The sequence below is a fragment of the Collimonas sp. PA-H2 genome (genome assembly GCF_002564105.1).
Taxonomy (GTDB): Bacteria; Pseudomonadota; Gammaproteobacteria; order Burkholderiales; family Burkholderiaceae_D; genus Collimonas.
Window position 1 is genome coordinate 4878101 of record NZ_PDBX01000001.1, and the last position, 26419, is coordinate 4904519.

General features: G+C 59.2%; 25 protein-coding genes. 9 read left to right on the forward strand and 16 right to left on the reverse strand.

Annotated elements, in window-relative coordinates:
- Positions 1 to 107 precede the first annotated feature (107 nt).
- Both BCF11_RS22380 and BCF11_RS22385 read right to left on the reverse strand, forming a co-directional pair.
- Entirely contained in the window at positions 108 to 1508 is a 1401-nt protein-coding gene (locus tag BCF11_RS22380) for a sensor histidine kinase (protein WP_098496688.1), read from the reverse strand.
- Positions 1505 to 2179, reverse strand: coding sequence for a response regulator (locus tag BCF11_RS22385; RefSeq protein ID WP_098496689.1), 675 nt, complete (start codon positions 2177 to 2179; stop codon positions 1505 to 1507). Before BCF11_RS22385 ends, BCF11_RS22380 begins: the two co-directional genes overlap by 4 nt.
- A gap of 158 nt (positions 2180 to 2337) precedes the next feature.
- On the opposite strand from BCF11_RS22385, the gene BCF11_RS22390 reads away from it, so the two are divergent.
- From BCF11_RS22390 to BCF11_RS22400, 3 genes are all read left to right on the forward strand, one after another.
- On the forward strand, positions 2338 to 3354 hold the full coding sequence (locus tag BCF11_RS22390) for an ABC transporter substrate-binding protein (RefSeq protein WP_098496690.1): 1017 nt from the start codon (positions 2338 to 2340) through the stop codon (positions 3352 to 3354).
- 133 nt (positions 3355 to 3487) lie between these two features.
- Positions 3488 to 4336, forward strand: coding sequence for an ABC transporter ATP-binding protein (locus BCF11_RS22395; protein ID WP_098496691.1), 849 nt, complete (start codon positions 3488 to 3490; stop codon positions 4334 to 4336).
- Positions 4337 to 4409: 73 nt separating this feature from the next.
- Positions 4410 to 5264, forward strand: a complete 855-nt coding sequence (locus tag BCF11_RS22400; RefSeq protein WP_098496692.1) for an ABC transporter permease — start codon at positions 4410 to 4412, stop codon at positions 5262 to 5264.
- A 66-nt stretch (positions 5265 to 5330) separates the two neighbouring features.
- Here the strand turns inward: BCF11_RS22400 and BCF11_RS22405 are convergent, their stop codons facing one another.
- The 12 genes from BCF11_RS22405 to BCF11_RS22460 all read right to left on the reverse strand — a co-directional run bounded on the left by BCF11_RS22405 (position 5331) and on the right by BCF11_RS22460 (position 17239).
- On the reverse strand, positions 5331 to 5618 hold the full coding sequence (locus tag BCF11_RS22405; RefSeq protein ID WP_098496693.1) for a DUF4148 domain-containing protein: 288 nt from the start codon (positions 5616 to 5618) through the stop codon (positions 5331 to 5333).
- Between the two features lie 306 nt (positions 5619 to 5924).
- Positions 5925 to 6665 (reverse strand): metallophosphoesterase, encoded by a 741-nt coding sequence (locus BCF11_RS22410; RefSeq protein ID WP_098496694.1) that lies wholly within the window; start codon positions 6663 to 6665, stop codon positions 5925 to 5927.
- Positions 6666 to 6808: 143 nt separating this feature from the next.
- Positions 6809 to 8518, reverse strand: coding sequence for a PhoH family protein (locus BCF11_RS22415; RefSeq protein ID WP_098496695.1), 1710 nt, complete (start codon positions 8516 to 8518; stop codon positions 6809 to 6811).
- Positions 8519 to 8768: 250 nt separating this feature from the next.
- Complete coding sequence (locus BCF11_RS22420) at positions 8769 to 9212, reverse strand: peroxiredoxin (RefSeq protein ID WP_098497653.1); 444 nt, start codon at positions 9210 to 9212, stop codon at positions 8769 to 8771.
- Between the two features lie 213 nt (positions 9213 to 9425).
- On the reverse strand, positions 9426 to 10370 hold the full coding sequence (locus tag BCF11_RS22425) for a polysaccharide deacetylase family protein (RefSeq protein ID WP_098496696.1): 945 nt from the start codon (positions 10368 to 10370) through the stop codon (positions 9426 to 9428).
- 87 nt (positions 10371 to 10457) lie between these two features.
- Positions 10458 to 11513 carry a bifunctional UDP-4-keto-pentose/UDP-xylose synthase gene (locus tag BCF11_RS22430; RefSeq protein WP_098496697.1) on the reverse strand — a complete coding sequence of 352 codons (1056 nt, stop codon included), beginning with the start codon at positions 11511 to 11513 and terminating at the stop codon, positions 10458 to 10460.
- Between the two features lie 124 nt (positions 11514 to 11637).
- A complete protein-coding gene (locus tag BCF11_RS22435) occupies positions 11638 to 12546 on the reverse strand; it encodes a formyltransferase (RefSeq protein ID WP_098496698.1) in 909 nt (302 codons plus the stop codon).
- Positions 12543 to 13499 (reverse strand): glycosyltransferase, encoded by a 957-nt coding sequence (locus BCF11_RS22440; RefSeq protein ID WP_098496699.1) that lies wholly within the window; start codon positions 13497 to 13499, stop codon positions 12543 to 12545. The genes BCF11_RS22435 and BCF11_RS22440 overlap by 4 nt, the downstream gene beginning before the upstream one ends.
- Before the next feature lie 15 nt (positions 13500 to 13514).
- Entirely contained in the window at positions 13515 to 14651 is a 1137-nt protein-coding gene (locus tag BCF11_RS22445; RefSeq protein WP_098496700.1) for a DegT/DnrJ/EryC1/StrS aminotransferase family protein, read from the reverse strand.
- Positions 14652 to 14703: 52 nt separating this feature from the next.
- Positions 14704 to 15075, reverse strand: coding sequence for a multidrug efflux SMR transporter (locus BCF11_RS22450; RefSeq protein WP_098496701.1), 372 nt, complete (start codon positions 15073 to 15075; stop codon positions 14704 to 14706).
- Between the two features lie 15 nt (positions 15076 to 15090).
- The gene (locus BCF11_RS22455) at positions 15091 to 16848 is read right to left on the reverse strand and encodes a glycosyltransferase family 39 protein (RefSeq protein WP_098496702.1); all 1758 of its coding nucleotides are present in this window, start codon (positions 16846 to 16848) and stop codon (positions 15091 to 15093) included.
- On the reverse strand, positions 16841 to 17239 hold the full coding sequence (locus BCF11_RS22460) for an Mth938-like domain-containing protein (RefSeq protein WP_098496703.1): 399 nt from the start codon (positions 17237 to 17239) through the stop codon (positions 16841 to 16843). Before BCF11_RS22460 ends, BCF11_RS22455 begins: the two co-directional genes overlap by 8 nt.
- A gap of 423 nt (positions 17240 to 17662) precedes the next feature.
- Between BCF11_RS22460 and BCF11_RS22465 the strand changes: the two genes are divergently transcribed.
- From BCF11_RS22465 to BCF11_RS22475, 3 genes are all read left to right on the forward strand, one after another.
- On the forward strand, positions 17663 to 18892 hold the full coding sequence (locus BCF11_RS22465; RefSeq protein WP_098496704.1) for a pyridoxal phosphate-dependent aminotransferase: 1230 nt from the start codon (positions 17663 to 17665) through the stop codon (positions 18890 to 18892).
- Positions 18893 to 19036: 144 nt separating this feature from the next.
- Positions 19037 to 20347, forward strand: coding sequence for a homoserine dehydrogenase (locus BCF11_RS22470; RefSeq protein WP_098496705.1), 1311 nt, complete (start codon positions 19037 to 19039; stop codon positions 20345 to 20347).
- A gap of 71 nt (positions 20348 to 20418) precedes the next feature.
- Entirely contained in the window at positions 20419 to 20808 is a 390-nt protein-coding gene (locus tag BCF11_RS22475) for a lysozyme inhibitor LprI family protein (protein ID WP_098496706.1), read from the forward strand.
- Between the two features lie 99 nt (positions 20809 to 20907).
- Here the strand turns inward: BCF11_RS22475 and BCF11_RS22480 are convergent, their stop codons facing one another.
- On the reverse strand, positions 20908 to 22356 hold the full coding sequence (locus tag BCF11_RS22480) for an OprD family outer membrane porin (protein WP_098496707.1): 1449 nt from the start codon (positions 22354 to 22356) through the stop codon (positions 20908 to 20910).
- A gap of 217 nt (positions 22357 to 22573) precedes the next feature.
- Positions 22574 to 23482, reverse strand: a complete 909-nt coding sequence (locus tag BCF11_RS22485; protein WP_233212598.1) for a YicC/YloC family endoribonuclease — start codon at positions 23480 to 23482, stop codon at positions 22574 to 22576.
- Between the two features lie 95 nt (positions 23483 to 23577).
- Here BCF11_RS22485 and BCF11_RS22490 point away from each other — a divergent pair, with 95 nt between their 5' ends.
- From BCF11_RS22490 to rph, 3 genes are all read left to right on the forward strand, one after another.
- On the forward strand, positions 23578 to 24594 hold the full coding sequence (locus BCF11_RS22490) for a serine/threonine-protein kinase (RefSeq protein ID WP_098496709.1): 1017 nt from the start codon (positions 23578 to 23580) through the stop codon (positions 24592 to 24594).
- Between the two features lie 78 nt (positions 24595 to 24672).
- Positions 24673 to 25587: a PP2C family serine/threonine-protein phosphatase gene (locus BCF11_RS22495; RefSeq protein WP_098496710.1), complete on the forward strand. Its 915-nt coding sequence runs from the start codon at positions 24673 to 24675 to the stop codon at positions 25585 to 25587.
- An 81-nt stretch (positions 25588 to 25668) separates the two neighbouring features.
- On the forward strand, positions 25669 to 26403 hold the full coding sequence (rph, locus tag BCF11_RS22500; RefSeq protein WP_098496711.1) for a ribonuclease PH: 735 nt from the start codon (positions 25669 to 25671) through the stop codon (positions 26401 to 26403).
- Positions 26404 to 26419 lie beyond the last annotated feature (16 nt).

The following is a 26419-nucleotide window of genomic DNA, read 5'->3' on the forward strand; positions in this document are numbered from 1 at the left end:
ATTTATTCACCGCTTGTTCGGGTAAATACTTGCATGAATATTCGTTGCCTAGGCAATAATGTACTGCAAAACAAACTTCTCTGCTGGCGATGTCCTAGAACTGTTGCTCAAGTTTTGTTTGGATTGCCGGACTCTGCGCAAGCTGGCAGATGTACCAGCACGGTCAGGCCGCCTTGCTGGCCGGAGGCCGCCAGCGTCACCGAGCCTTGCGCGGCGATCACGATTTCCTTGACGATGGCAAGGCCCAAGCCGGTGCCTTCCTGGCCTGGCGCAGCGTTGCGGAAGAAGCGTTCGAACACGCGGTCGCGCACTTCGGCCGGAATGCCGGGGCCGTTGTCGTTGACGCGGATGGCGACCTGCTCGGGGCTGGCGGCAATGCTCACGGTGACCTTGCCATGCGCCGGGGTGTAGCGGATGGCGTTGTCGACCAGGTTCATCATCATGGCGTTGAACAAGGCCTCGTTACCCATGACCCAGGCGTGCTCGAGCGCGGTGTCGAGGCCGAGGTCGATATTCTTGCGTTGCGCCAGGTCGACAATCTCTTCCAATACCGTGGCGGCCACCGCAATCAGGTTTACCGGATGGCGCAGGAAAGCGGTGGTGTTGGATGCTTCCGCCTGCGACAGCAGCAGCAGCTTGTTGGTCAGCTCGGTCATGTTGTGGCTGCTTTCCTGCAGCGCCTGCAGTACTTCGCCGCGCCGCTGCTCGTCGGTCAGGCGGCGGGCAAACTGGATTTGCGAATCGATCAAGGTCAACGGCGTACGCAGCTGATGGGCGGCGTCGGCGATAAAGCGCTTTTGCGCGGCTACCTGGGTATTGAGGCGCTGGATGGTCTGGTTGATGGCTTCGACGATAGGCCGCAGCTCCAGCTGCAGCTGGCCGGCTTTGATCGGCGACAGCGAGGTGGCGTCGCGCAAGGCCAGCTGGTCCTTCAGATGCATCAGCGGCCGCAGCTCCATGCTCAGGCCGATCACCACCAGGGCGATGGCCAGCAACAGCATGGCGATCTGACCATGCAGGGCAGGGCGCCACAGATCGGCCAGCATCTGGTCGTGGGCGCGCGTGGTCTGTCCTACCAGCACGGCGATCTTGCGCAGCTGGCCGGCGTTGTACAGGGTCCGCACCTGGCTCACCACGCGCAGCGCCTGGCCGTGATAATCGATGCTGTTGAATGCCGGCGCCGTTACCGGAAAGCGCAAGGCCGGCGGGAAATCGGGGCGTCCGGCCAGCAGGCTGTCGTGATCGGTGACGACCTGGTAAAACACCTGGTCCTGTTCGGGCGAGACCAGCAGCTCCAGTGCCGCCGGCGGCACGCTGGCGTGCGGCACGCCGTCCAGCCACTGGATCTCACCGGCGATCACCTGGGCCGCGGCCAGCAAGGCGCGGTCCTGGATCAGGTCCGCGGTCTGGCGCGCGCTGCGATACGACAGCGTGGCGCTGATGGCGACGAATAATGTCAGCGGAATCAGCAACCACAACAGTAAGCGCAGGCGCAGGCTGATGATCAAGTGAGGTCTTTCTGTTTGAGCAGGTAGCCGAGCCCGCGCAAGGTCATGATGGCGGCCTGGCAGTGTTCCATTTTCTTGCGCAAGCGATGGATATAGATCTCGATGGCGTCCGCGCTGGGTTCGTCGTCCAGCCCGAACACGCCATCCATCAGAGCCGTCTTCGATACGGTCTTGCCTTGCTTCAGCATCAGGATTTCCAGCACGTCGTGCTCGCGGGAGGGCAGCGCCAGCAGCTGGCCAGCGATCGAGAATTGCCGGGTATTGCTGTCGTAGTGCAGGTCGGCGCAATGCATTTCCGCCGTCTTGTCGGACGTCTGGCGGCGGATCAGGGCCTTGATCCTGGCTACCAGTTCGCGTACTTCAAACGGCTTGACCAGGTAATCGTCGGCGCCGGCGCCCAGGCAATCGACCTTCTCGTCGATCGAACCGCTGGCGGTCAGGATCATCACCGGCACGTTGTTGTGGCGCTGGCGCAGCCGCCGCAAGACGCTTTTGCCGTTCATTTTCGGCAGTTGCAGGTCAAGCAGGACGACATCGTAGCTTTCGCTTTGCAGCAGGCTGTCGGCCATTTCGCCATCGGTGGCGAGGTCGATGGTGAATTTGTCCTCCTTGAGTATCTTGCTGAGCCATAGTGCAAGCGGCGGATTGTCTTCGATCAGGAGTAATTTCATGGATGCTGGCTAGGTTATGTTGCACTGCAATCTAAATTGTACCGATTTGGAAAGCTGGATGAAAGTTATCGCATCCTAGAATACGCTCAAGATTGGAACAATGGCAGCCTGTCATATGTATCCAGCGATTATCCCAAAAAACAAATGGAGACAACGCAATGCACACCCTCATCCGCGGTTCATTGATTTCTGCTGTGCTGCTGTCCGGCGCGGTGCTTGGCGCCAGCCAGGCCGTCGCGGCAGATTCAGGAAAAATCACCATCATGGTCGGCGGCATCACCAAGATGATCTATCTGCCGGCCAAGCTGACTGAACAGCTCGGCTATTTCAAGGAAGAAGGACTGGACGTCGAGCTGCAATCGCAACCGGCCGGCGTCGATGCGGAAAACGAATTGCTGGCCGGCGCGGTACAAGCGGTGGTCGGCTTCTACGATCACTCCATCGATCTGCAAAGCAAGGGTAAGGAAGTCACCGCGATCACGATCTTCGGCCAGGTTCCCGGCGAAGTCGAAATGGTCTCGACCAAGGCTGCCGCCACCATCAAGAGCATGGCCGACGTCAAGGGCAAGACCCTGGGCGTGACCGGGCTCGGTTCTTCCACCAACTTCCTGACCCAGTACCTGGCGGCCAAGCACGGCATCACCTCCAACCAGTATTCGGTGCTGCCGGTCGGCGCCGACAATACCTTCATCGTGGCGATCAAGCAGGGCCGCATCGATGCCGGCATGACCACCGAACCGACTGTCTCGCAGCTGTTGAAAACCGGCGAAGCTTCGGTGCTGGTCGACATGCGCACCGTCGAAGGTACGGTCAAAGCGCTGGGCGGCCTGTATCCGGCCTCCAGCCTGTATGTGCAGCGGCCATGGCTGAACACGCACAAGGTGGAAGCGGCCAAGCTGGCGCGCGCCTTTGTCAAGACACTGAAATTCATCAACACCCACACCGCTGCCGAGATCGCCGACAAGATGCCGAAGGACTACTACGGCAATAACAAGCCGATGTACGTGCAGGCGCTGCAAAATTCCCTGCCGATGTTTTCCGCCGACGGAACAATGCCGCCAGGCGGTCCGGAAACCGTATTGCAGGTTCTGTCCGGATTTAATCCGAACGTCAAGGGCAAGCACATCGACCTGGCTAAAACCTATACCAACGAGTTCGTCAGCCCAGCCAAATAAACGCGACGCTGAGTGTGAAGGCCGGCATCTCCTGCGCTTAGGCGCAGGGCGGCCGGCAAACGGATGGCCCTGGCCGGCGCGATGTTCGCGTGCGGCGGGAGTCCTGCCGTCCAGAATTAACAAGGAAACTGAAATGACCCAAACAGCATACGCCTCGGCTGCGCCAGCCTCGCCCGCCAAGCTGGTGACGCCGGAACCGTCGCGTGATACGCCAGCCATCGAACTGCGCAATGTCTCGTGCCGCTTCATCTCGCCGGATGGCAAGGCCACCGTGGCTTTGCGCGACTTCACCATGAGCGTGGCGCGCGGTGAATTCGTGGCGGTGGTCGGTCCCACCGGCTGCGGCAAATCGACCACCCTGAGCATGATCACCGGTCTGCTCAAACCAACGGTAGGCGAGGTGCGCATCATGGGCGAGCCGGTCAACGGCATCGATCCGCGCATCGGCTTTGTATTCCAGAACGACGCGGTATTCCCGTGGCGCAGCGTGCTGCATAACGTTGCGGCGGGGCCGCTGTTCCGCGGCAAGCCGAAGGATGCTGCGTATGCCTTGGCGGAAGAATGGATACGCCGCGTCGGCCTCGACAAGTTCAGCAATCATTACCCACACCAGCTATCGGGCGGCATGCGCAAGCGCGTGGCGCTGGCCCAGACTTTCATCAACAGCCCTGAAATCCTGCTGATGGACGAGCCGTTCAGCGCGCTCGACATGCAGACCCGCACCCTGATGCAGGATGAGCTGCTGCAGCTGTGGTCGTCGCAAGCCGGCTCGGTGGTGTTCGTCACCCACGATCTGGAAGAAGCGATTGCGCTGGCCGACAAGGTCTATGTGCTGACCGCGCGTCCGGCCACCTTGAAGAGCGTGTATGAAATCGATCTGCCGCGGCCGCGCGTGATGTCCGAGGTGCGCTATGAACAGCGCTTCATCGATATCTCGCGCAAGATCTGGGCCGATCTGCGCGAAGAAGTGCACATCAGCTGAATCGTTTTATCCCATTTTACAGTGTCGCCTGCCGCTCTGGATTCCAGGGCAGGCGGCAGCAAAGAGGCAAACCATGAATCAAGCACAAACCGTCGACAAGCTCAGCGCCGCCAGCCTGGCTACCGTCGAACAAGAAGCACAACGAAAAATCAAGCAGCGCTACTGGCTGGTGATATCTTTGCGCGTCGCCATCCTGATCCTGACCCTGGGCGGCTGGGAGCTGGCGGCAAGGCTGCAATGGATAGACCCATTTTTCTTTTCGCAACCTTCGCTGATCGTGATCCAGATCTACGACTGGATCAAGGACGGTACGTCGCAAGGGCCGCTCTGGACCCAGGTGCTGGTGACGCTGGAAGAAACCGTGCTGGGCTTCCTGATCGGCTCGGTGGCCGGCGTGGTGTGCGGTATCCTGCTGGGCCGCAACAAGCTGCTGTCGGATGTCTTCAGCATCTATATCCAGGTCGCCAATTCGATTCCACGGGTAGTGCTGGGTTCGATTTTCGTGATCGCTCTGGGCCTGGGCATGGCTTCCAAAGTGGCGCTGGCGGTGGTGATGGTGTTCTTCGTGGTGTTCGGCAATGCCTTCCAGGGCGTGCGTGAAGCCGACCGTTACATGATTGCAAATGCACAAATCCTTGGCGCATCGCCGCGCCAGGTCACCATGTCGGTCGTGATTCCGTCGGCGCTGAGCTGGATCCTGGCGAGCCTGCATGTCAGCTTCGGTTTTGCGCTGGTTGGCGCCGTGGTGGGCGAATTCCTTGGCTCCAAGCAGGGCATCGGCTTGCTGATTTCGACCGCGCAGGGCGCTTTCAACGCCAGCGGCGTGTTCGCCGCCATGATCGTGCTGGCTGTGGTGGCCCTGGCGGCAGATTATTTGCTGACTACGCTAGAAAAACGTTTGCTGAAATGGCGTCCTGTGGCATTCTAGTTTCCAAGTGCAATTTAGTGGCTTAAGGTTGCGGCGCATCGTAAGATGCGCCGTTTTTTTTTGTAGCTATGGCTTGCCGCCGCTGCGGTCGTCATGCGAGTCAATCCCATTCGCCTTTTCGTTCTTGGGATGCACGGCGGCCTTATGGCTTTGCTGGTTCCGCTTGATTGTTTCCCGCGACGGCGGATAGTCCGCGTTCCTGGCAGGAATTTCCCCGTCGTGCTGCGCCCGCGCCAGCTCTTGCTTGACCTCTTGCCGCGTCTTGCCCTTGGCGTTCGATGTACTTTCCGCGGCAACCGCGCCCAATGAAAAAGACGCCGCGGTCAGCCCCAGCATCAGTTGATTGAATTTCATTGCAGACTCCTTTGTATTGAGAGATTGGACTACGCAAACGACACCGTTTTTTCCGGCATGCTTTCCTGTTCTGAAAGCTGCTGGCGGGAGCCGTTTCAATAAAGTCAACGGCGGCGTCAGCCGCTGTGACTTTGATGCCAAGTATGAAAAGGATGTGGCTGCGGGAAGGTGACCGCGGGATTACATTTTCGCAATCTGCGGTTTTGTCCTGGAAGGCAGGTAACAATTAATCGCGAGGGCGTCAGCCGGCTGGAGACAAGCGAAATCCAGCTGCGCAGCGCCAGCGCCCCTGAATGGCCTGGCAGCTCAGGACGCGGCTCTTCCCGTCAGCAGCCAGCGGGCCCAGTCGTCCCGGCCGTTCCTTGCGGCCTCGGCTGCGGCTTTGTGATGGTCGTAGCCGACACAATGGTGGCCGACGCGCCAGCCATGCATGTCTTTTTCGCAAATCGCATAACGCGCATGCGGGCTGCCGTTTTCGACGACATGAAACCAAGGCTGGTCGTCGTCATAAGCTTGCAGGCCTACGCTGCCTGGATTCACCACCAGCCGTCCGCCGGAAACGGCACAGCTGCGCGGCTTGTGGCTATGGCCGCAGATAATCAGCTGCTGGCTGACGCCGGCGGCGTACGCTTCAATCTGCGCCGCCGGGGCCATGTGGCAGCCATGCGGGTCGACTTCTTCCAGGAAATAAATCAGATCGCTGGCCGGCGTGCCGTGACACATGTAGACGTCGTCGGCGACAGCCAGCGTGCCAGGCAATCCCTTGATCCAGTCGCGCTGCGCCTGGGTCGTGTTTTCAAAGGCGAACTGGTCGGTCGGATGTCCGGCTTTGGTCGCGCAGGACAGCAGCTGGCGCTCGTGGTTGCCAGCGATGGTGGGCAAACCCAGCGACATCAGCAGATCGGCCGTGGCGGCCGGCGCTAGAGGGCCGGAGAGGATGTCGCCGGCGTTGACGACGAGGTCCGCGCCTTGCAACCTGATATCTGCCAGGACGGCCTCCAGCGCCCAGATATTGGCGTGGATGTCGGAAAGGATGGCGATTCTCATTGGCGTACTCCTTGGCTGATGAAGCGAGTATCACATCATCAAATAAAAACGGGTGTAATTCAATCAGAGCGCTCATCGCGCACCTCGAATTACACCCGTTTGGCTATCCTGGCAACGCATTGCTGCGCTGCTTTCAAGCGTGATTACAGCACGTCGCTGGCGTGGTCGGCCAGGCGTGAACGCTCGCCGCGCGCCAAGGTGACATGGCCGCTATGCGACCAACCCTTGAAGCGATCGACCACATAAGTCAGGCCGCTGGAGCCTTCGGTCAGGTACGGTGTATCGATCTGCGCGATATTGCCCAGGCAGATGATCTTGGTGCCTGGACCGGCACGCGTCACCAGCGTCTTCATCTGCTTCGGCGTCAGGTTTTGCGCTTCGTCGATGATCAGGAACTTGTTGACGAAGGTGCGGCCGCGCATGAAGTTGAGCGATTTGATCTTGATGCGCGAACGTATCAGATCCTGGGTGGCGGCGCGACCCCATTCGCCGGCATCGGAATCGGACTTGTTGAGTACTTCCAGATTGTCGTCGAAGGCGCCCATCCACGGCCCCATCTTCTCTTCTTCTGTGCCAGGCAAGAAACCGATGTCTTCACCGACCGGCACCGTGACGCGGGTCACGATGATTTCGTTGTAGGTCTTGGTTTCCAGCACCTGCGCCAAGCCGGCCGCCAGCGCCAGCAGGGTTTTTCCGGTGCCGGCCTGGCCCAGCAGGGTGACGAAATCGCAGTCCGGATTCATCAGCAAGTTGAGCGCAAAATTCTGCTCGCGGTTGCGGGCGGTAATGCCCCACACGCTGTTCTTGGCGTGACCGTAGTCGCGCAAGGTTTGCAGCACCGCGGTCTTGCCGTTGATCTGCGTGACCTGGCCGTAGAACGCCGGTTCGCCGTTTTTCGGTTCGATGAAAACGAACTGGTTGACCAGCAGGGTCGGCACCAGCGGTCCGCTCAGGCGGTAGTAGGTATAGCCGGTGCCGTGCTTGTTTTCTTGCCAGGATTCGATGCCCTTGCCGTGCTTGATCCAGAAATCGTCCGGCAATTGCTGGATGCCCGAGTACAGCAGGTCGGTATCTTCCAGCACGTGGTCATTGAAGTAGTCTTCCGCCGGCAAGCCCATGGCGCGCGCCTTGATGCGCATGTTGATGTCTTTCGACACCAGTACTACCGGACGGCCCGGTGTTTCCGCTTCCAGTCCGCGCACCACGCCGAGGATCTGGTTGTCGGCTTTCCCGACCGGCAAACCTTCCGGCAGGTCGGCGTTTTGCAGCTTGGTCTGGAAGAACAGACGGCCCTTGGCATCCTTGTTGCCAAGTTTGGACAGGGGGATGCCGTGGTCGATCTGGTCGTCGCCGATATCGCCGACCAGCGCGTCCAGCGAACGCGATACCTGGCGGGCGTTGCGGGCGACTTCCGACATGCCCTTCTTGTGGTTGTCCAGTTCTTCCAGGGTCACCATCGGCAGATAAATGTCATGCTCTTCAAAACGGAACAGCGAGCTTGGATCATGCATCAGCACATTGGTGTCCAGCACGAACAGCTTGGTCACGCCGGATTTGTCGGCGGCGCGGCTGGTGCTCGATTTCGGGCGGCTATGGCCTTCGGCAGGCTTGGCCGGCTTATCGGCGACGGCACGGACATTTTCCGCCGGCGTCTTGGTCTTGCGGCTTTCCACCGGTTTGACAGCCGGTTTGGCGACCGACTTGTCGCGTGCCTGTGGTGCTATTTCTTTGTTACGGGTAATCGGTTCAACAACGGCGATACGTGGTTTGACGGCTTTGCCGGCTTCCGCTTTCGGATAATCTTGAACGGACAGTAAAGCAGCGGGTTTGGTCGGTAATTTTGGTAAGGGCATCAGAACCTCGCTTTAAAGATGAAAAAATGTTCGCTTGGGTGGCAACGCGAACTGGACCAAACAGATGAAGCTACGGCTGGAACAACAATATTGGTAAGGAACATCAAGGATCACTCACGATAAACAAGCCCATAACACGCCATGAGGGCAGGCCTGGCCGGTTAAACACAAATTAAAAAGTAAAAAAGCCGTTTGGGAAGGCCCTCGGGCCTTTTCCTCAAACGGCTTAACAAAGTAATTTTTTGTGAATTCAATGACTTAAAAACTCCAGTACTTCCTCAACATGCGCAGGCACCTTCACTCCACGCCATTCTTTCACCAATGTGCCGGCGGCGTCAATCACAAACGTGCTGCGCTCGATGCCGCGTACTTGCTTGCCGTACATGTTTTTCATTTTCATGACGTTGAACATGGCGCATAGCGTTTCATCCGGATCGGCGATCAGCTCGAAGGGGAGATCCAGCTTGGCTTTGAAACCTTCGTGCGAGCGAATGCTGTCGCGGCTGACGCCGAATATGACGGTGTTGTGACCCTGGAATTCCTGGTACAGGTCGCGGAACTGGATGGCTTCGGTAGTGCAGCCTGGCGTGTTGTCTTTAGGGTAAAAATACAACACTATTTTCTTGCCATGATAGTCCGACAACTTGAATGTCTGTGCACCTGTCATGGCTGCAGAGAAGTCGGGCACCGTCATGTTGATGATGGAAGGATGGTCTGCCACTGTCTTGTCCTGTTCACTAGATTATTTTATATACATTGTGGGACAGAGCTGCCCGGGTAGGGTTTAAGAGCCACCGTAGCGTGGTGAATTACACTACCCGCGCAGCTCTGTCCCCAACTGACTAGAAAAGACGTTCCAAGCAAAAGATGCCTTTGCAGAACAGGGAGTGATCAGCAGAGGCCTCTTCTATATCGTTGCCTGCATGATCATTTCGCCTGAACGTCCGGGTAATTCCGCCCACGTGAGCGGCGCAACGGGTAACACTTGGTCTTTGACCTGCTGATAATAATCCCCCATCGAGACCAGATCGTAGCCTTGCGCCTGCCAGCCCTGCAGCAACCGCTCGAATATGGGGGCGAGTTTTTGCCCTTCAAGCTCTGCGTGCAGAGTAAATACATGATCGCGTGGGGTCGCTGTCAATGCCAGGATGTGATCGGCGATATTCGCCGGCGTCAGTTCAACGCCGTTGAAGCTGCGGCCCAGCAGTTCGTCCAGCGTCGGCAGGGTGGTCGGCAGCTGGATGCATGCCAGCGTCTTGCCGTCGACCTGCAGGCGATGCGGCCCGGCTGCCTGGTCGGCCAGCGCGCCGTCGTCGTTCAGCATGGCGCGGCCATCGGAGGCATAGGCCATGCCGAATTTTTCCAGCTGCTCGAAGGCGTAGGGATTCATCTGCCAGCCGGCGGCGCCATGGGTCTGCGGCGGCCGGCCGAAAATCTGGCTGAAACGGTCGAACGAACGCTGCATCTGCTGGCCGGTCCAGTCGGCGCCGCGCTGCCGCACATGGTCTTGCCAGACGCGGTGGTCCCAGGTGTGGATGCCGCACTCGAAACCAGCGGCGTCCACCGCCTGCATGTAGCTGGCGCAGGTCTTGCCGATATCCGGCGCCGGCAGCAGCACGCCGTACATCAGGGTCTTGAGGCCGTAATACTCAACCACCGAGGTGCGCGATACTTTCTGGAAGAAACCAGGACGGAACACCTGCTTCAAGGCCCAGCCGGTATGGTCGTAGCCGAGCGAGAACAGGAAGGTGGCGCGCGCCTGGTATTTGCTCAGCAGGCGCACCAGGTTAGGTACCCCTTCACGGGTGCCGCGATAAGTGTCGGCGTCGATTTTTAGGGTGAGGAGGGGCAAGTTGTCTGGTCTGGCTGTAGTAAGGAAAAACAGTGTCCGCGAAAAACACAAGGCGTCTTGTGTCTCGCGCGGACCGTGGTGTAAAACTTAGTCCATCAAGGCGCGCGCTTCGGCCACCTGGCCGCGGTAGGCGTCGAAAATATTGCGCAGGGTGTCGGCCATGGTGGTGGTCGGCTGCCAGCTCAGTTCGTCGCAAGTGTTGGTGATTTTCGGCACGCGGTTCTGCACGTCCTGGTAGCCCTTGCCGTAGTAGGCGGCGGAAGTCGTCTCGACCAGTTTGACCTTCTTGGCGGAGTCGGCGTACTCGGGATATTCCGCAGCCAGCTTCAGCATCATGTCGGCCAGGTCGCGGATCGAATAGTTGTTGACCGGATTGCCGATGTTGTAGATCTTGCCGCTGGCGATGCCGTCCTTGTTGGCGATGATCTTGATCAAGGCGTCGATGCCATCGTCGATATAAGTGAAGGCGCGCTTTTGCTGGCCGCCGTCGACCAGCGAGATGTTCTCGCCGCGCACGATGTGGCCGAAGAATTGCGTTACAACGCGCGAGCTGCCTTCCTTCGGCGTATGGATAGAGTCGAGGCCGGCGCCGATCCAGTTGAACGGACGGAACAGGGTAAAGTTCAAGCCTTCTTCCATGCCGTAGCCCCAGATCACTCGGTCCATCAGCTGCTTGGCGCAGGAGTAGATCCAGCGTGGCTTGTTGATCGGGCCGCAGATCAGTTCGGACTGCTCAGGATCGAATTCTTCGTCGTGGCACATACCGTACACTTCCGAAGTCGACGGGAACACCAGGTGCTTGCCGTACTTGGCGGCGGAACGCACGATCGGCAGGTTGGCTTCGAAGTCCAGTTCGAATACGCGCAGCGGCTGCTTGACGTAAGTGGACGGCGTGGCGATCGCCACCAGCGGCAGGATCACATCGCACTTCTTGACGTGGTACTCGACCCATTCCTTGTTGATGGTGATGTCGCCTTCGAAGAAGTGCATGCGCGACTTGTATTCTTCGTTGTCCAGCAGGTCGCGGATGCGGTCGGTCATCATGTCCATGCCGTAGACGTGCCAGTCGGTGGTTTCCAGGATGCGCTTGGAGAGGTGATGGCCGATAAAACCGTTAACGCCGAGGATGAGGACTTTTTTCATAATATTCTATTGTTGTTAGAGTAGCATTCCGCGCGGCGGAACCGCGGCAGAACATGAAGCGCTGCGATTCCCGAAGAGCAGAGCGGCGGCAAAGGCCGTCTTGCCCGCGAAACCACGCAGCCGTTTATAAAAGGATGTTTTTCAGTGCTTCCGGCGTGACCGCCTTGTCATTCGCCAGCAATTGGTTAATCAACAACGCCCGGCCATCGCCGCAGACGCCAACAATGTGATTATCCACTACCGCCAAGCCTTGAGGCAAATTTACCAGCGTATCGGCAGCGAAGTTGGCAGGAAAGCTTGCTTTCCCAACAATGAAGGTGTGGCCTTTGGCAATGCTCCAGGCGCCGGGATAGGGCGGCGCCACCGCACGGTACAGGTTGTATACCTGCTGCGCCGGCTGGCTCCAGTCGATTTCGCCATCGGCCGGCTTGCGTCCGCCGTAGTAACTGCCCTGCGCCAGGTTATTCGGCAGCTTCGGGGTGTTACCAGCCAGCATGGACGGCAATGCCATCCATAGCGTCTGTTCTGCCGCCACCACCACTTTGCCGAATACTTCATAAGCCGTATCGTCGGGCAGGATGGGCACCGAAGTTTGCGCCACGATACAGCCGGCGTCGGGCTTGGCGGCCATTTCATGCAAGGTGGCGCCGGTTTCGGTCTCGCCATGCAGGACTGCCCAGTTGATCGGCACGCGGCCGCGATACTTCGGCAGTAAGGAGCCGTGCATATTGAAGGCGCCGTGCCTGGCCAGCGCTAGCAGGGCGACCGGCAGCATGTGGCGGTAATAGAAGCTGAAAATGAAATCAGGAGCCAGGGCAGCGACCTGGGCCAGTAATTCCGGTGCAGCCGGATTGTCCGGCGCAATCGTCGGGATGCCGTGCTGCTTGCACAGCGACGCTACCGATTCGAACCAGATGGTTTCCTGCGGATTGTCTTCGTGGGTGACTACCAGCGCCACTTCGACGCCGCGCGCCAGCAGGACCTTCAGACAGCGTACGCCGACATTATGATAGGCAAAGACGACGGCTTTCATGAGGCTTGCTTATCCTCTGAAGAAGACTGCTCCAGCATGGCTTGCACCACGTAGCGCGGACGCGCACGGACCTGCTGGTAGATGCGGCCTACATATTCGCCGACCAGGCCGATGCCGAACAGGATCATGCCCATCAGGAAGAAGGCAAAAGCGAACAGGGTGAACAAACCCTGTACTTCGGCGCCGAACAGGAAGCGGCGCACCACCAGCACCACGAACAGCGCGGCGGACGCAAAGGACAGCACAATCCCTATCAGCGAAAACAGCTGCAGCGGCACGATGGAAAAGCCGGTCACCAGGTCGAAGTTCAGACGGATCAGGCTGTACAGCGAGTATTTCGATTCGCCGGCCGAGCGTTCTTCATGCTCGACCACGATTTCCGCCTGCTTGCGGGCGAAGGTGTAAGCCAGCGCCGGCACGAAAGTATTGACTTCCTTGCACTGGTTGATCAGGTCCACCACGTTGCGGCCGTAGGCGCGCAGCATATTGCCCTGGTCGGTCATCTTGATGCCGGTGATTTTCTCGCGCAGCAGGTTCATGGCCTTGGAAGCGACGGTGCGCCAGGCCGAATCCTGCCGCTTGCGGCGGATCGAGCCGACATAATCGTAGCCTTCGCGCATCTTGGCGACCAGGTTGCCGATTTCTTCCGGCGGGTTCTGCAGGTCGGCGTCGAGGGTCACGACGATGTCGCCGCGGGTCGCTTCAAAGCCGGCCAGGATCGCCATGTGCTGGCCGAAATTGCCGTTGAACAGGACCACGCGGGTGACGTCCGGCCGCAAGCGGAACTGTTCCGCCAGGATGGCCGCCGACTTGTCGCGGCTGCCGTCGTTGACGTACAGGATTTCATAGCTGATGCCAAGTGCATCGAGCGCCGGGTAGAGGCGTTCGAACAGTTTGGCGAGGCCCGATTCCTCGTTGTATACCGGGATGACGACGGAAAGTTCTGGTTTCATCAAGCGATAGTCAATTTATTGAAGCACGGATTTTACCGCGGACACAGCGCGTTCGACATCGTTCTTGGTCATTGCATTGAACATAGGCAGCGAGACGATCAGGCGGCCGACCTTTTCGGCGACCGGGAACATGCCGTCCTTGAAGCCGCGCGCGCGGTACATGCTCAGCAGATGGATGGCCGGATAGTGATAGCCGATGCCGATGCCGAGCGCCTGCATCTGCTCCATGAAGGTGGCGCGCGCCGGCTTGCCGTCCTGACGTTCCGGCAGCACCAGCTGGAACATGTGCCAGTTGCTGCTCTCGAAATCCGGTACCGGCAGCTGGGCGCCGTATTTGGCTTCAAAGTCGCTGCCGAAGCAGCTGAAATAATATTGCGCCAGCTCGCGCCTGTGGGCGGTGATGGCTTCAATGTGAGCAAACTGGCCGAGGCCGATGGCGGCCGCGACATCGGTCATGTTGAACTTGCCGCCGAGGACGTCGACGTCGAGGCCGTCGAAGCCGCTGCGGGTCACGCCCTGCAGGCGGTATTTTTCCGCCAGCCGTGCTTCCTCGGCGTTGTTCAGCACCAGGCAGCCGCCTTCGGAGGAGGTGATGTTCTTGTTGGCCTGGAAGCTGAACGAGGCAAAGTCGCCAAAGGCGCCGATGCGCTGGCCGTTCCAGGTCGACCCCAGTGCCTGTGCTGCATCTTCCACCACGCGCAGATTATGTTTCTTGGCCAGCGCATACAAGCGGTCCATGTCGACCGGCAGGCCGGACAGGTAGACCGGGATGATGGCCTTGGTGCGCGGCGTGATGGCGGCTTCGACCTGGGCCAGGTCGATATTGCGCGTGACCGGGTCGATGTCGGCGAACACCGGCGTAGCGCCGGTTTCGATGATCACATTGGCGGTGGCGACCCAGGAAATCGGCGTGGTGATGACTTCGTCGCCGGCGCCGATGCCGGCGATGCGCAGCGCGATTTCCATGGTGCAGGTGCCGGAATTGAAGGTGCGCACCGGACGGCCGCCGAAATATTCAGACAGCTGCGCTTCGAATGCCTGCACCTTGGGACCGCTGGTGATCCAGCCGGAGCGCAGCACATCGCCGACTGCGGCGATGGTGGCTTCATCGATGGTGGGCTTGGCGAACGGGAGGAATGGTTGTTGGCTCATATTGTCTTATAAGTATGATCTTGAAATGAGAAGGTAGATTAGCTGGAGCGGCTTAGCTGCGGGTTAGCAATACTACGCCGACAATGATGACGCCGATAGCCACCAGGCGCTGGGCGGATACCGCCTCGCCCAGGAAGTACCAGGCGCCGACGGCGCTGATGACGTAGCCGAGCGACAGCATCGGGTAGGCAATCGTGACATCGACCCGCGACAGGCCGATGATCCAGACGATCAGCGAAATCACGTAGCAGGTCAGGCCGCCGAGGATAGGCAGCTGGGTGGCCAGCTTGATGCCGGTGGCGAACCAGTTTTGCGGCGTCAGGCTGATGATGCCGACCGCGTTGGTGCCGGCTTTCAGCAAGAGCTGCGCCACGGCGTTGAGGCAGACGCCGGTGATGATAAAAGCAAATGTAGTGAGGTTCATGTCGGTGCAGGGTTATTAGGGGGCGCTGGAAGTTGCCGGTGCAGACGATTCCGTCGACGCTTCGGGATTTGCCACAGGAGCAGGCGGGGTCGGAGCAGATGCGGCGGCGGGAATGCCTTGGTTGGTCACTACCACGCGGCGCGGATCCTGGCCGATGACGCGCATCGGCACGCCTTGCTCAGCCATTTCCTTGTATTTTTCCGGGCGGATGATGGCAATGTCCTTCTTGCCGGAAGCAGCGTCGGCATTCCATTTGACGACAAAGGCTTCGATCGTCGGGATCCACAGCTGCGGTTCCTGCCCCAGGCCGAACTCCAGTTCATCCATGTGCTTGACCATGGTCATGGTGCGGCGCAGGTAGAACGGCAGCGACTGCTCATACTTGTCGACCACGTACAGCGTGGTTTGCGGCGTCATCTCGGCGTTGATCGCTGGCACCAGGTCGATGCCGGCCGAGTAGCGGCCCTGCGGATCGTGGCCGTACATCAGCAGCTGGCCGCCGACGAAGCCGGCGGCGGCGAGGGCGACGATGGCCCATTCCTTCTGGCGGCGCGCCAGCATCAGCGCCGCGACGGCGCCGGCAAAGGCAACCGCGGAAGCGGCGAATACCCAAGGCACGTGCGCTTGCAGCAGCGGCAGCGAGTAGGCATCCTTGGCCAGCGCAGGGATTTTCCAGGACAAGGCCAGGCCGGCCACCGCCGGCAACAGCAGCAACACGGCGGAAGCTGTGATCGCCTTGCTAGACGCCTTGTCCAGATGGCAGGCAATCAGCAGCGCCAACGCAGGGAAGATCGGCAGGATGTACGAAGGCAGCTTGGAATCGGAAATACTGAAGAACACGAAAATGAAGATGCTCCAGATCAACAGCATTTTCTTCGGCTGGAAGCCGGACACGGTATGGCTTTCGCGCGCGGCGTTCCACAAGCTCTGGAACATCACGCCCAGCCACGGCACGATGCCGAGGATCAGGATAGGCACGAAATAGTAGGGCGGGCCATAGCGGTTGTGGATCTTGCTGGTGAAGCGCTGGAACTGTTCGTGGATAAAGAAGAATTGCGGGAATTCAGGATTCTTCAGCGAAATCAGCACGAACCACGGCGTGGTGATCAGGAAGAAGAGGATCAGGCCGAGCACCAGGTGCAAGCGCTTCCAGATCGACCAGTCGCGCGAGAACAAGGTGTACAGCACCAGCACCGCACCGGGTATCAGCAAGCCGATCAAGCCCTTCGACAGGACCGACAAAGCCATGCCAGCCCAGCACAGCAGCATCCAGTTGCGTTGTTCGCTGTTGCTGATGTCGCTGCGCTGCGCCAGCAGCAGCGCGCACAGCGCAATCGTCATCATGCCGGACAAGCCCATGTCGAGCGTGTTGATGTGGCCCAGGCCAGCCCAGAGGAAGCTGGAGCCGAGCACCAGCGCGGCAAAAAAGCCGATGCGCGGCGAGAACACGCGGGCGCCGGTAAAGGCAACCAGCACCACGCCTAGCAAACCGCAGAGGCCGGTCCACAAACGGGCTTGCCATTCGCCCAACCCGAACAGCTCGAAGGTCAGGGCATTCATCCAGGTTTGCAGCGGCGGCTTTTCAAAATACTTGATGCCGTTCAGGCGCAAGGTGATCCAGTCGCCGGTGGCGACCATTTCGCGCGCCATCTCGGCATAGCGTCCCTCATCGGTAGGCACCAGCGTGCGCGCGCCCAGCATATAGCACCAGACGATGCAGAACAGCAGGAACAGCAGCCAGACGAAAGTTTTTGATTTATGCAGTTCACGCATCTTGGGCGGTTTCCTTGTTGGTGTCGAAAATCAGGGCGAGGACGACTTTACGTCCTTCAGCCATCAAAATATTATAAGTGCGACAAGCAGCCTGGTTATCCATACATTCGACGCCGATGCGGCGCGCGGTCAGCACAGTGGTCAGTTTCGGGTGCACAAAACGTTGCCGCAGGCCGGTGCCGAGGATCACGACATCAGGCCGGGTGCTGTCTATATGGGCAAAGTGTTCTGGGGTAAGGGCGTCGAAACTGCTGACCGGCCAGATTGCCGGCGCCGATTCCGGCAGCACCAGCAGGCTGTGCTCATATCGGAGCGCGTTGATTTCCACGCCCTTGTCATCGTAGGCAGTGACTGTCTGGTACTGCTGGGTAGAGGTGGTATGTAGCTTCATAGCTTTGTCTTTAAATAGCTGCGAGGACCGGGCGCAATGCCCGGTCCCGCACACGTAAACACGTCATGACCGGCGGGGTGACAATGGGAAAAACCAAAGGATAGACCGCAGACGGCGTGCAAATTCCCGAAAAATGGAAAATAAAGTGCTGCATTGTAGCGTTTTCCGTCGATAAGCTTGCGTTATTGATTGATAAAACCCCACGCTTTCGGCAGAATGGATAGTTCTGGCAGTGTTTTGTGCACCGCCGAAAAGCTGTCTGAAAAGTCGTGAAATGCTGGGGCGCATAGCTCCGGGGCACCCTTACAAGGGGTAGCCGCAAGCATTTATTGCGGCGCACCTACTCCCGTGTGACGATACCCCAATTTTCCAGACAGCTTTTTAAAGCTGGATAATGTTGCGTAAAATACAAGGAATTGTGCTGTGCGACCGATTCAAAAATCGAAAAAACTGGACGACGTTTGTTATGACATTCGCGGCCCCGTGCTGGAAAAAGCACGACAGATGGAGGAAGAGGGCCATAAGATCATCAAGCTGAACATCGGCAACCTGGCCGTGTTCGGTTTCGAGCCGCCCGATGAAATCGTGCAGGACATGATCCTGAACATGGGCAATGCCTCCGGCTATACCGATTCCAAAGGCATGTTTGCGCCGCGCAAGTCGGTCATGCATTATTGCCAGCAGAAGCGGATCCAGGGCGTCACGATCGACGACATCTATCTGGGCAACGGCGCTTCCGAACTGATCGTGATGAGCATGAACGCGCTGCTCAACACCGGCGACGAGGTGCTGGTGCCGGCGCCGGACTATCCGCTCTGGACTGCCGCGGTCAGCCTGTCGGGCGGCACGCCGCGCCACTACGTCTGCGACGAGCAGGCCGGCTGGTTTCCCGATATCGAAGACATCAAGAAGAAGATCAACAGCAACACGCGGGCGATTGTCGTCATCAACCCGAACAATCCGACCGGCGCCCTCTATCCGGTGGAACTGCTGCAGCAGATCGTCGATCTGGCGCGCCAGCACCAGCTGATCATCTTTGCCGACGAGATCTACGACAAGGTCTTGTACGACGGTGAAACCCACACTTCGCTGGCCTCGCTGGCGGACGATGTGCTGTTCATCACCTTCAACGGCTTGTCTAAAAACTATCGTTCCTGCGGCTACCGCGCCGGCTGGATGGTGGTGTCGGGCGAGAAAAAACATGCCAAGGGCTATATTGAAGGCTTGAACATGCTGGCCTCGATGCGTCTGTGCGCCAATGCGCCGGGACAGTATGCGATCCAGACTGCGCTGGGCGGCTATCAAAGCATCAACGACCTGGTCGGACCGCATGGCCGCCTGACGCGCCAGCGCGATATGGCGTACAAGCTGCTGACCGATATTCCGGGGGTGACCTGCGTCAAGCCGAAGGCCGCGCTGTACATGTTCCCGCGTCTCGATCCGAAGATGTATCCGATCGCCGACGACCAGGATTTCGCCTACGAATTGCTGGCCGAGCAGCGCGTGTTGATCGTGCAGGGCACAGGCTTCAATTGCCCGACGCCGGACCACTTCCGCGTGGTGTTCTTGCCGAATACCGATGACCTGGCGGAGTCGATGGGGCGTATCGCCAGTTTCCTGGAAGGTTATCGCCGGCGTCACGGCAAGGTTTAAGAGTGCGCGCCTCGTCGGCCACGTCATTGCCGCGAACGCGGGAATCCATTTTGCGCCGTAATTTGGGTCCCCGCGTTCGCGGGGACGACGCGACTGTAAGGTTCAGTTAGATTTTTATTCAATTTTTCACAGACAGCAGAGATCATGAAATCCATCAAGGTAGGTTTGCTTGGCATAGGTACGGTCGGTTCCGGCACGTTCAACGTATTGAAGCGCAATCAGCAAGAGATTGCAGCGCGCGCAGGGAGAGCTATCGAGATTACCATGGTGGCCGATCTCGACACCGAGCGCGCCAAGCTGTTGACCAACGGCGAAGTCACCGTAGTCAACGACGCCAGGCTGGTGGTCAACAATCCCGACATCGATATCGTCATCGAACTGATCGGCGGCTATGGCATCGCCAAGGACCTGGTGCTGCAGGCGATCGCCAACGGCAAGCACGTGGTGACCGCCAACAAGGCGCTGATCGCCAGCCATGGCAACGAGATCTTCAAGGCTGCGCAAGAGCAGGGCGTGATCGTGGCGTTCGAAGCGGCGGTGGCCGGCGGCATCCCGATCATCAAGGCGCTGCGTGAGGGCCTGACCGCCAACAGCATCCAGTGGATCGCCGGCATCATCAACGGCACCACCAATTTCATCCTGTCTGAAATGCGCGACAAGGGCCTGGACTTCGACGTCGTGCTGAAGGAAGCGCAGCGTTTGGGCTATGCCGAAGCTGACCCGACCTTTGATATCGAAGGCGTCGACGCCGCCCACAAACTGACCATCATGGCCTCGATCGCATTCGGCATCCCGGTGCAATTCGACAAGGCGCACGTGGAAGGCATCACCAAGCTGCAAGCCACCGACATCCGCTATGCCGAACAGCTGGGCTATCGCATCAAGCTGCTCGGCATCACCAAGCGCACTGCCGGCGGCATCGAGCTGCGCGTGCATCCGACCCTGATCCCGAGCAAGCGCCTGATCGCCAATGTCGAAGGCGCCATGAATGCGGTGCTGGTGCGCGGCGACGCCGTCGGCGACACGCTGTACTACGGCAAGGGCGCCGGCGCCGAGCCGACTGCTTCGGCCGTGATTGCCGACCTGGTCGACATCACCCGTCTGGCCACCGCCGATCCTGAGCACCGGGTGCCGCACCTGGCGTTCCAGCCGAACGCCATGGCCGACACGCCGATCCTGCCGATGGCGGAAATCACCACCAGCTACTATCTGCGCATGCATGTCGCCGACCAGCCGGGCGTGCTGGCCGACGTTACGCGGATCCTGGCCGACTCCTCGATCTCGATCGATGCCATGCTGCAAAAAGAGCCTGCCGCAGACGAGACCCGTACTGATATCATCATGCTTACGCACCAGACCCAGGAAAAGAATGTGGAAGCGGCGATTGCCAAGATCGAAGCATTGAGCACCGTGGTTGGCAGCGTCACCAAGATTCGCCTGGAAGAGCTGGGTTGATCGATGTACCGCTTCGCCTGTCTGCCGGCCGTCATGCGCCGGGCAGAGCGAAGCGACTCCAAGGAGAGTGTATGCGTAAGATGTTGATGGCATTTTGCCTGGTGGTGCCTGCGGCAGCGTTTGCCCAGGTTGATCCATGTCTGTCGCAGAGCAATACCGTCGAAATGAATACCTGCGCCAAGACCGCTTTCGACAAGGATGAAAAAACCTTGAACGAAACCTATCAGCAGCTGGTCAAGCAGATCACCAAACCCGACCAGGATGGCGTGCGCTACGGCGAGGTCAAGAAAAAGCTGATCGAAGCGCAGCGCGCCTGGGTCGGTTTCCGCAAGAAGGATTGCGACGCCGTGTATACCTACAACGAAAGCGGGACCATTCGCGATATCGAATTCCTCGGATGCATGCGCGCCCACACGGAGCAACGCACCAAGGAACTCAAGAACTTCATCGTCGAGAAATAATATGCCCGCCTTGGGTCGATGACCTGAGCGGGCGATAAAAAGCCGCGGCAGATTGCATTCTGCCGCGGCTTTTTATCGCCCGCACTTTTGTCCTGGACTTTAAAAAATATTCATCGGCATGTTCAGGGCCAGCCGGTAGATGGTATTACCGGCGTCCGAGTACTGTGCATTGGCAAGATGATGCATCAAGGTCAGGTTGACGCTGCTGCCCTTCAGTTTGCCGCTCTGTATCACATAGGTGGGGATCATGCCGACCTCCCAGTGCTTGCCGCGCACCGGCGCGCCGTTCTTCCAGTACAGCCGATAAAGACTGCCGGCCGGATCGGCATTGGCGGCTGCGCTGGCCGAGGCGTCCGCGCCCCAACCCTGTACGCCCCAGGTCATGATTTTCAAGCCGGGCAAGCCATAGCTGCCGAGGTCGACCGTATGCCGCAATTGCAGCGACTGTTCGCCGGGCGCGTTGTAATCGACGTTCATCGAATTGCTCAAGAAATCACCGGCGCCTTCGCCGACATAGTCGAAGAACTGCTTGCCCTGGATTTTCTGGTAGGCCAGCAGCACCGTATGCGCCTTGTGCTGGGCGCTCAGGGCCACGCTGTAGGCATTGGTGTTGACGGCTCCTTGCCGGCTGCTGCCCTGGTTGCGCGTCGCATAGTAATTCAGCTGGCCGGTCCAGCGCAGGGTATTGGCATCGCCGATGCTGTGCGAGAAGGCTGAATAGTATTGATTCCAGACGTTTTCGGCGCGGCTGGCGTATAGCGAGATTTTGGTGTCTGGGCTGTAGTTGTAGTCGCCGCCAAGATAGCTGAAGCGATTGAGCTGGATGCCGCCGTAGGCCGTGCGCAAGGGTTGCGAGCGGGTTTGTCCGCGCGGCTGGCTCTTGGTAAAGCTGCCGGCTGCCAGGCTGAGGCCGGCAATTTCAGTGCTGATGAAGGAGGCGCCGAGGAAAGTCGGCGGCAGGGCGCGGTTGTCATGCGGCTCCAGGAAAGGGTTATGGACGATTTGCGCGCCATATTTCAGCACTGTGTTCGAAATCCGTGCTTTCAGATCGTACAGCCCGAAGTAGCTCCATGCCAATTGATTGCTGCCGCCGCCGTTTGGATCAACATGCACCATGTTGCCGGCACCGTTGCCGCCATTCAGCTTCAGCGCGCTGAACAAACCAGCGTCGGCGCCGAGGCCGATGGCGCCGGTGGTGAAGCCGGATTCGAAATTCAGCTGGCTGCCCAGCACCGAGGCGTTGCGGGTATTGGAGCCCTGGGTTTCCAGATGGTCGCTATAACTGCGCAGCAGCCAGTTCAGATGGCTGTCGGCGATCAGGCCCTTGCTATCGGCCTGTTGCGTGCTGGCGGCGGGTGGCGCCGCAGCGGCATGGCCCTGATCGATGGCGTCGCCATCGATGATGCCATGTTCGCCGTGTTCATCGGTTCTGCCGAACGGGCTGGGGTGGTTGGCGGGCTTGGCTGCGTCAGTATTCGCCGCATGGACGCTGATCGTCGCAGCGGCTGCCAGCGGCGTCAGATGACGCACTACGGCAAGGATATTCAATGGTGGCTCCTCCCCGCCCTGGCTGTTGCAAGTGCGCTCGGCGGAATTATGTATTTATCATGAGTTCGAGCCACCGATGCTACGCAAGGGTATCTGGTGTGGCAATATTGATAATTAACTTTGCCTGTAGGATTAGGCTTAGAAGAGGAGGTGTTTTTTCTGGGAGGGATGCGGAGCTGCAGAAACCCTGTTTCTGCAGCGGTCAAGCGGGACTGCTTTATTCCAGGTTTTGCACCTGTTCGCGCATCTGGTCGATCAGCAGCTTCAGTTCCATGGAAGCGTCGGCCAGTTCCTTGATTGCGGCTTTCGAGCCTACCGTATTCGCTTCGCGATTGAGTTCTTGCATCATGAAATCCAGGCGCTTGCCGACCTGGCCGCCTTTTTTCAGGATGTGGCGGGTTTCATTGAGGTGGGCGGCGAGGCGCGACAGCTCTTCGGCGATATCGATGCGGATGCCATACAGCGTGACTTCCTGGCGGATGCGGTCCAAGGCTTCTTCGCGCGACAGGCCGGCATTGCCGGCATCCTGCTGCGCCAGGCCGAGAGCTTCCTGCATCCGCTCCGTGGCTTTTTGCTGGAATTGCGCCACTATCTGCGGCACCAGCGGCGTAATCCGCTGTACGATGGCATCCATGGCGTCGATGCGGGTGATCAGCGTAGCCTGCAGCGCAGCGCCTTCGCGCGCGCGCGATTCGACAAACGCTTCCAGGGCGGTGTGCATGGTGGCCTGGACATCGGCTTGCAGGGTGTCCTGGCTGATCACGGCTTCTTCGATGACGCCGGGCCAGCGCAGCAGTTCGTTGACCGTCAGCGGCGCGGCTTCGATGAATTGCTGGCGCACCGCGCTTTGCAGCTCGGCCAGAGAGGCCAGCAGCTCGGTGTTCAAGGCTTGCGACGCGCCGGATGCCGCTTTACGGCCGAAACTCAGCCGGCATTCGACCTTGCCGCGCGCAACGCGGCCGATAATGGCATCGCGCAGCGCCGGTTCGAGCGAACGCAAATCGTCGTTGATGCGGAATTGGAGGTCGAGAAAGCGCGAATTGACGCTCTTGATCTCGATGGTAATCGTGCCTGCGGCCGTGTCGCGGTTGGCAACGGCATAACCTGTCATGCTACAGATAGTCAAAATGCTGTCCTTTGTTTCTGGTTTGCAAGGGTTTTTCTTTACAAATCAGCGATTTATCAAGACAATCCTTACACCATTTACTAGGGTAGGATCGCATGGCCGCACAAAACAATGCTCCATTGCCTGATGGGCTAAAAATTGCTGGATACCGCATTGTAAAGAAGATTGCTTCTGGCGGGTTCAGTATTGTCTATCTGGCATACGATGAGGATGGCAACGCAGTCGCCATCAAGGAATATCTGCCAAGCTCGCTGGCCTTGCGCCAGTGGGGCGAACTGGCGCCGGCAATTTCGCCGGAAAACCTGCCGACTTTCAGGATCGGCTTGAAATGCTTTTTCGAGGAAGGGCGCGCGCTGGCGCGCATCGCACATCCGAACGTGGTGAGCGTGATCAATTTCTTCCGCGCTAATGAAACCGTCTACATGGTGATGGCTTACGAGTCCGGCCGCTCGCTGCAGGAACATATCCTGCGCCGGCGCGACAAGGGCGAGAAGCCGCTGGTGTCGGAAAAATTCATCCGCAAGATGTTCCGCCACGTGATGAACGGCTTGCGCGAAGTGCATACGCACAAGCTGCTGCACCTGGACCTGAAGCCGGCCAACATCTACCTGCGCGCCGACGGCACGCCGATCCTGCTGGATTTCGGCGCCGCCCGCCAGACGCTGCGTTCCGATTCGCCCAAGCTGTATCCGATGTACACCCCCGGCTTTGCGCCGGCTGAATTGTATGAGCGCAATGGCAACCTCGGACCGTGGACCGATATCTACAGTATCGGCGCCTCGATTTTCGCCTGTATGGTTGGCGCGCCGCCGCAGCCGGTCGACCAGCGCAAGGTCAACGACAAGATGGAAGGCCATTTCCGCAAGCTGGAAGGCCTGTATTCGCCGGAGCTGATCCAGGTGGTGCGCTGGTGTCTGATGATCGATCCGCTGCAGCGGCCGCAAAGCGTGTTCGCGGTGCAGCGGGCATTGATGGAGCCGGTGCAGGAAGAAGAAGTGAGCATGCGCGACATGGTGACGCGCAAGATCCGCAACGTCTTTTTCACGCATATCCAGTTCCGCCGCAAGGCCGAGAGCAACCCGGATACGACCATCCAGGAAAACACCCAGTAACCTGCCGGCCGGGCGCCTCGCGCCCGTGCCGGCCGTGTTTCAGCCTTATTGTTAGTAAGAACACCATATAGAGAAGTCATGCGATTTTCTGTTTATCAAGAAAGCCATATCGGCGGCCGCAAGGTCAATCAGGACCGGATGGGTTATAGCTTCACGCGTGACGCCTTGTTGCTGTTGCTGACCGATGGCATGGGCGGCCACCTGCACGGCGAGATCGCCGCCAACATCGCGATGCAAACCATAGGCTCGCTGTTCCAGAAGAATGCCCAGCCGTACATCAAGAAGCCGGAGCGCTTCCTGGAAGACAGTTTCTATGCCGCGCACATGGAAATCCACCGCTACCGTGAAGTACACAAGCTGTCGGAAACCCCGCGCACCACGGTGGTGGCTTGCCTGATCCAGCACAACAGCGCTTTCTGGGCGCACTGCGGCGATTCGCGCCTGTACTGGATGCGCAACGGCCAGATCCTGGCGCGTACGCGCGATCACTCGCGCATCGAAAGCCTGATCGCCCAGGGCAAGGCCGATCCCTCGGAGCGCGCCACCCATCCTGACCGCAACAAGTTGTTCAACTGCCTCGGCGCCACCAACATGCCGATCGTCGAACTGTCGCGCCGCGTCAGCCTGCAGGCCGGCGACGTCATGTTACTGTGCTCGGACGGACTGTGGTCGATGCTGCCGGACCACGTGCTGGCGCAGCGCCTGCAAACCAGCACCATCGTCCGCGCGGTGCCGGAGCTGGTGAATAATGCACTTGGGATTGCCGGTAAAACCAGCGATAATATTACCGCTTTGGCAATGGCCTGGGGCAGCGATCCGAATATTGACGATCCATCCAGTTCCATCGTCACCCACACGCTGCCGATCGGCAGCCTGACCACCACCATCCAGGCGCCGCGCCTGGGCGCAGTGGATGTGCCGGACGGCTTCAGCGATGCCGACATTGAACAGGCGATCGCGGAAATCCGTGGCGCTATTGAGAAGAACATTTAATTTAATTGTGGGACAGAGTTTGAGAGCCACCGTAGCGTGGCGAATTACTCTGTCCCCAACACTATAAGAAATGAGTTGAGTATGCCAACTATTACCCGTCCTAGCGGACGCGCCGCCGATGCCTTGCGCACCGTGCGCCTGACCCGCAATTACACCAAGCACGCCGAAGGTTCGGTGCTGGTCGAGTTCGGCGACACCAAAGTGATCTGCACCGCCAGCCTGGAAGAAAAAGTCCCTGGCTTCCTCAAGGGCAAGGGGCAGGGCTGGCTGACCGCGGAATACGGCATGCTGCCGTGCTCCACCAATACCCGCATGGACCGTGAGGCCGCACGCGGCAAGCAATCCGGCCGCACCCAGGAAATCCAGCGCCTGATCGGACGTTCCTTACGCGCCGCTTTCGATCTGGAGGCTTTCGGCGAACGCACCTTGCATCTGGACTGCGACGTCATCCAGGCTGACGGCGGCACCCGTACTGCTGCCATCACCGGCGCCATGGTCGCCGCCTACGATGCTTTCACGCAGCTGCTGGAAAGCAAGGCGATTGCCGCGATTCCGCTCAAGCATTTTGTCGCCGCGATTTCGGTCGGCGTCTATCAGGGCGCACCGGTGCTGGACCTGGACTACGTCGAAGATTCCGGCTGCGATACCGACATGAACGTGGTGATGGCCGATACCGGCCATTTCATCGAAGTGCAGGGCACGGCGGAAGGCGTCGCCTTCGACCGTCCTACCTTGAACAGCTTGCTTGACCTGGCGCAAGGCGGCATCAGCGAACTGATCCAGCTGCAGAAACAAGCTTTGGGCCTGGCGGAATAAATGCAGTGGGCGCAAA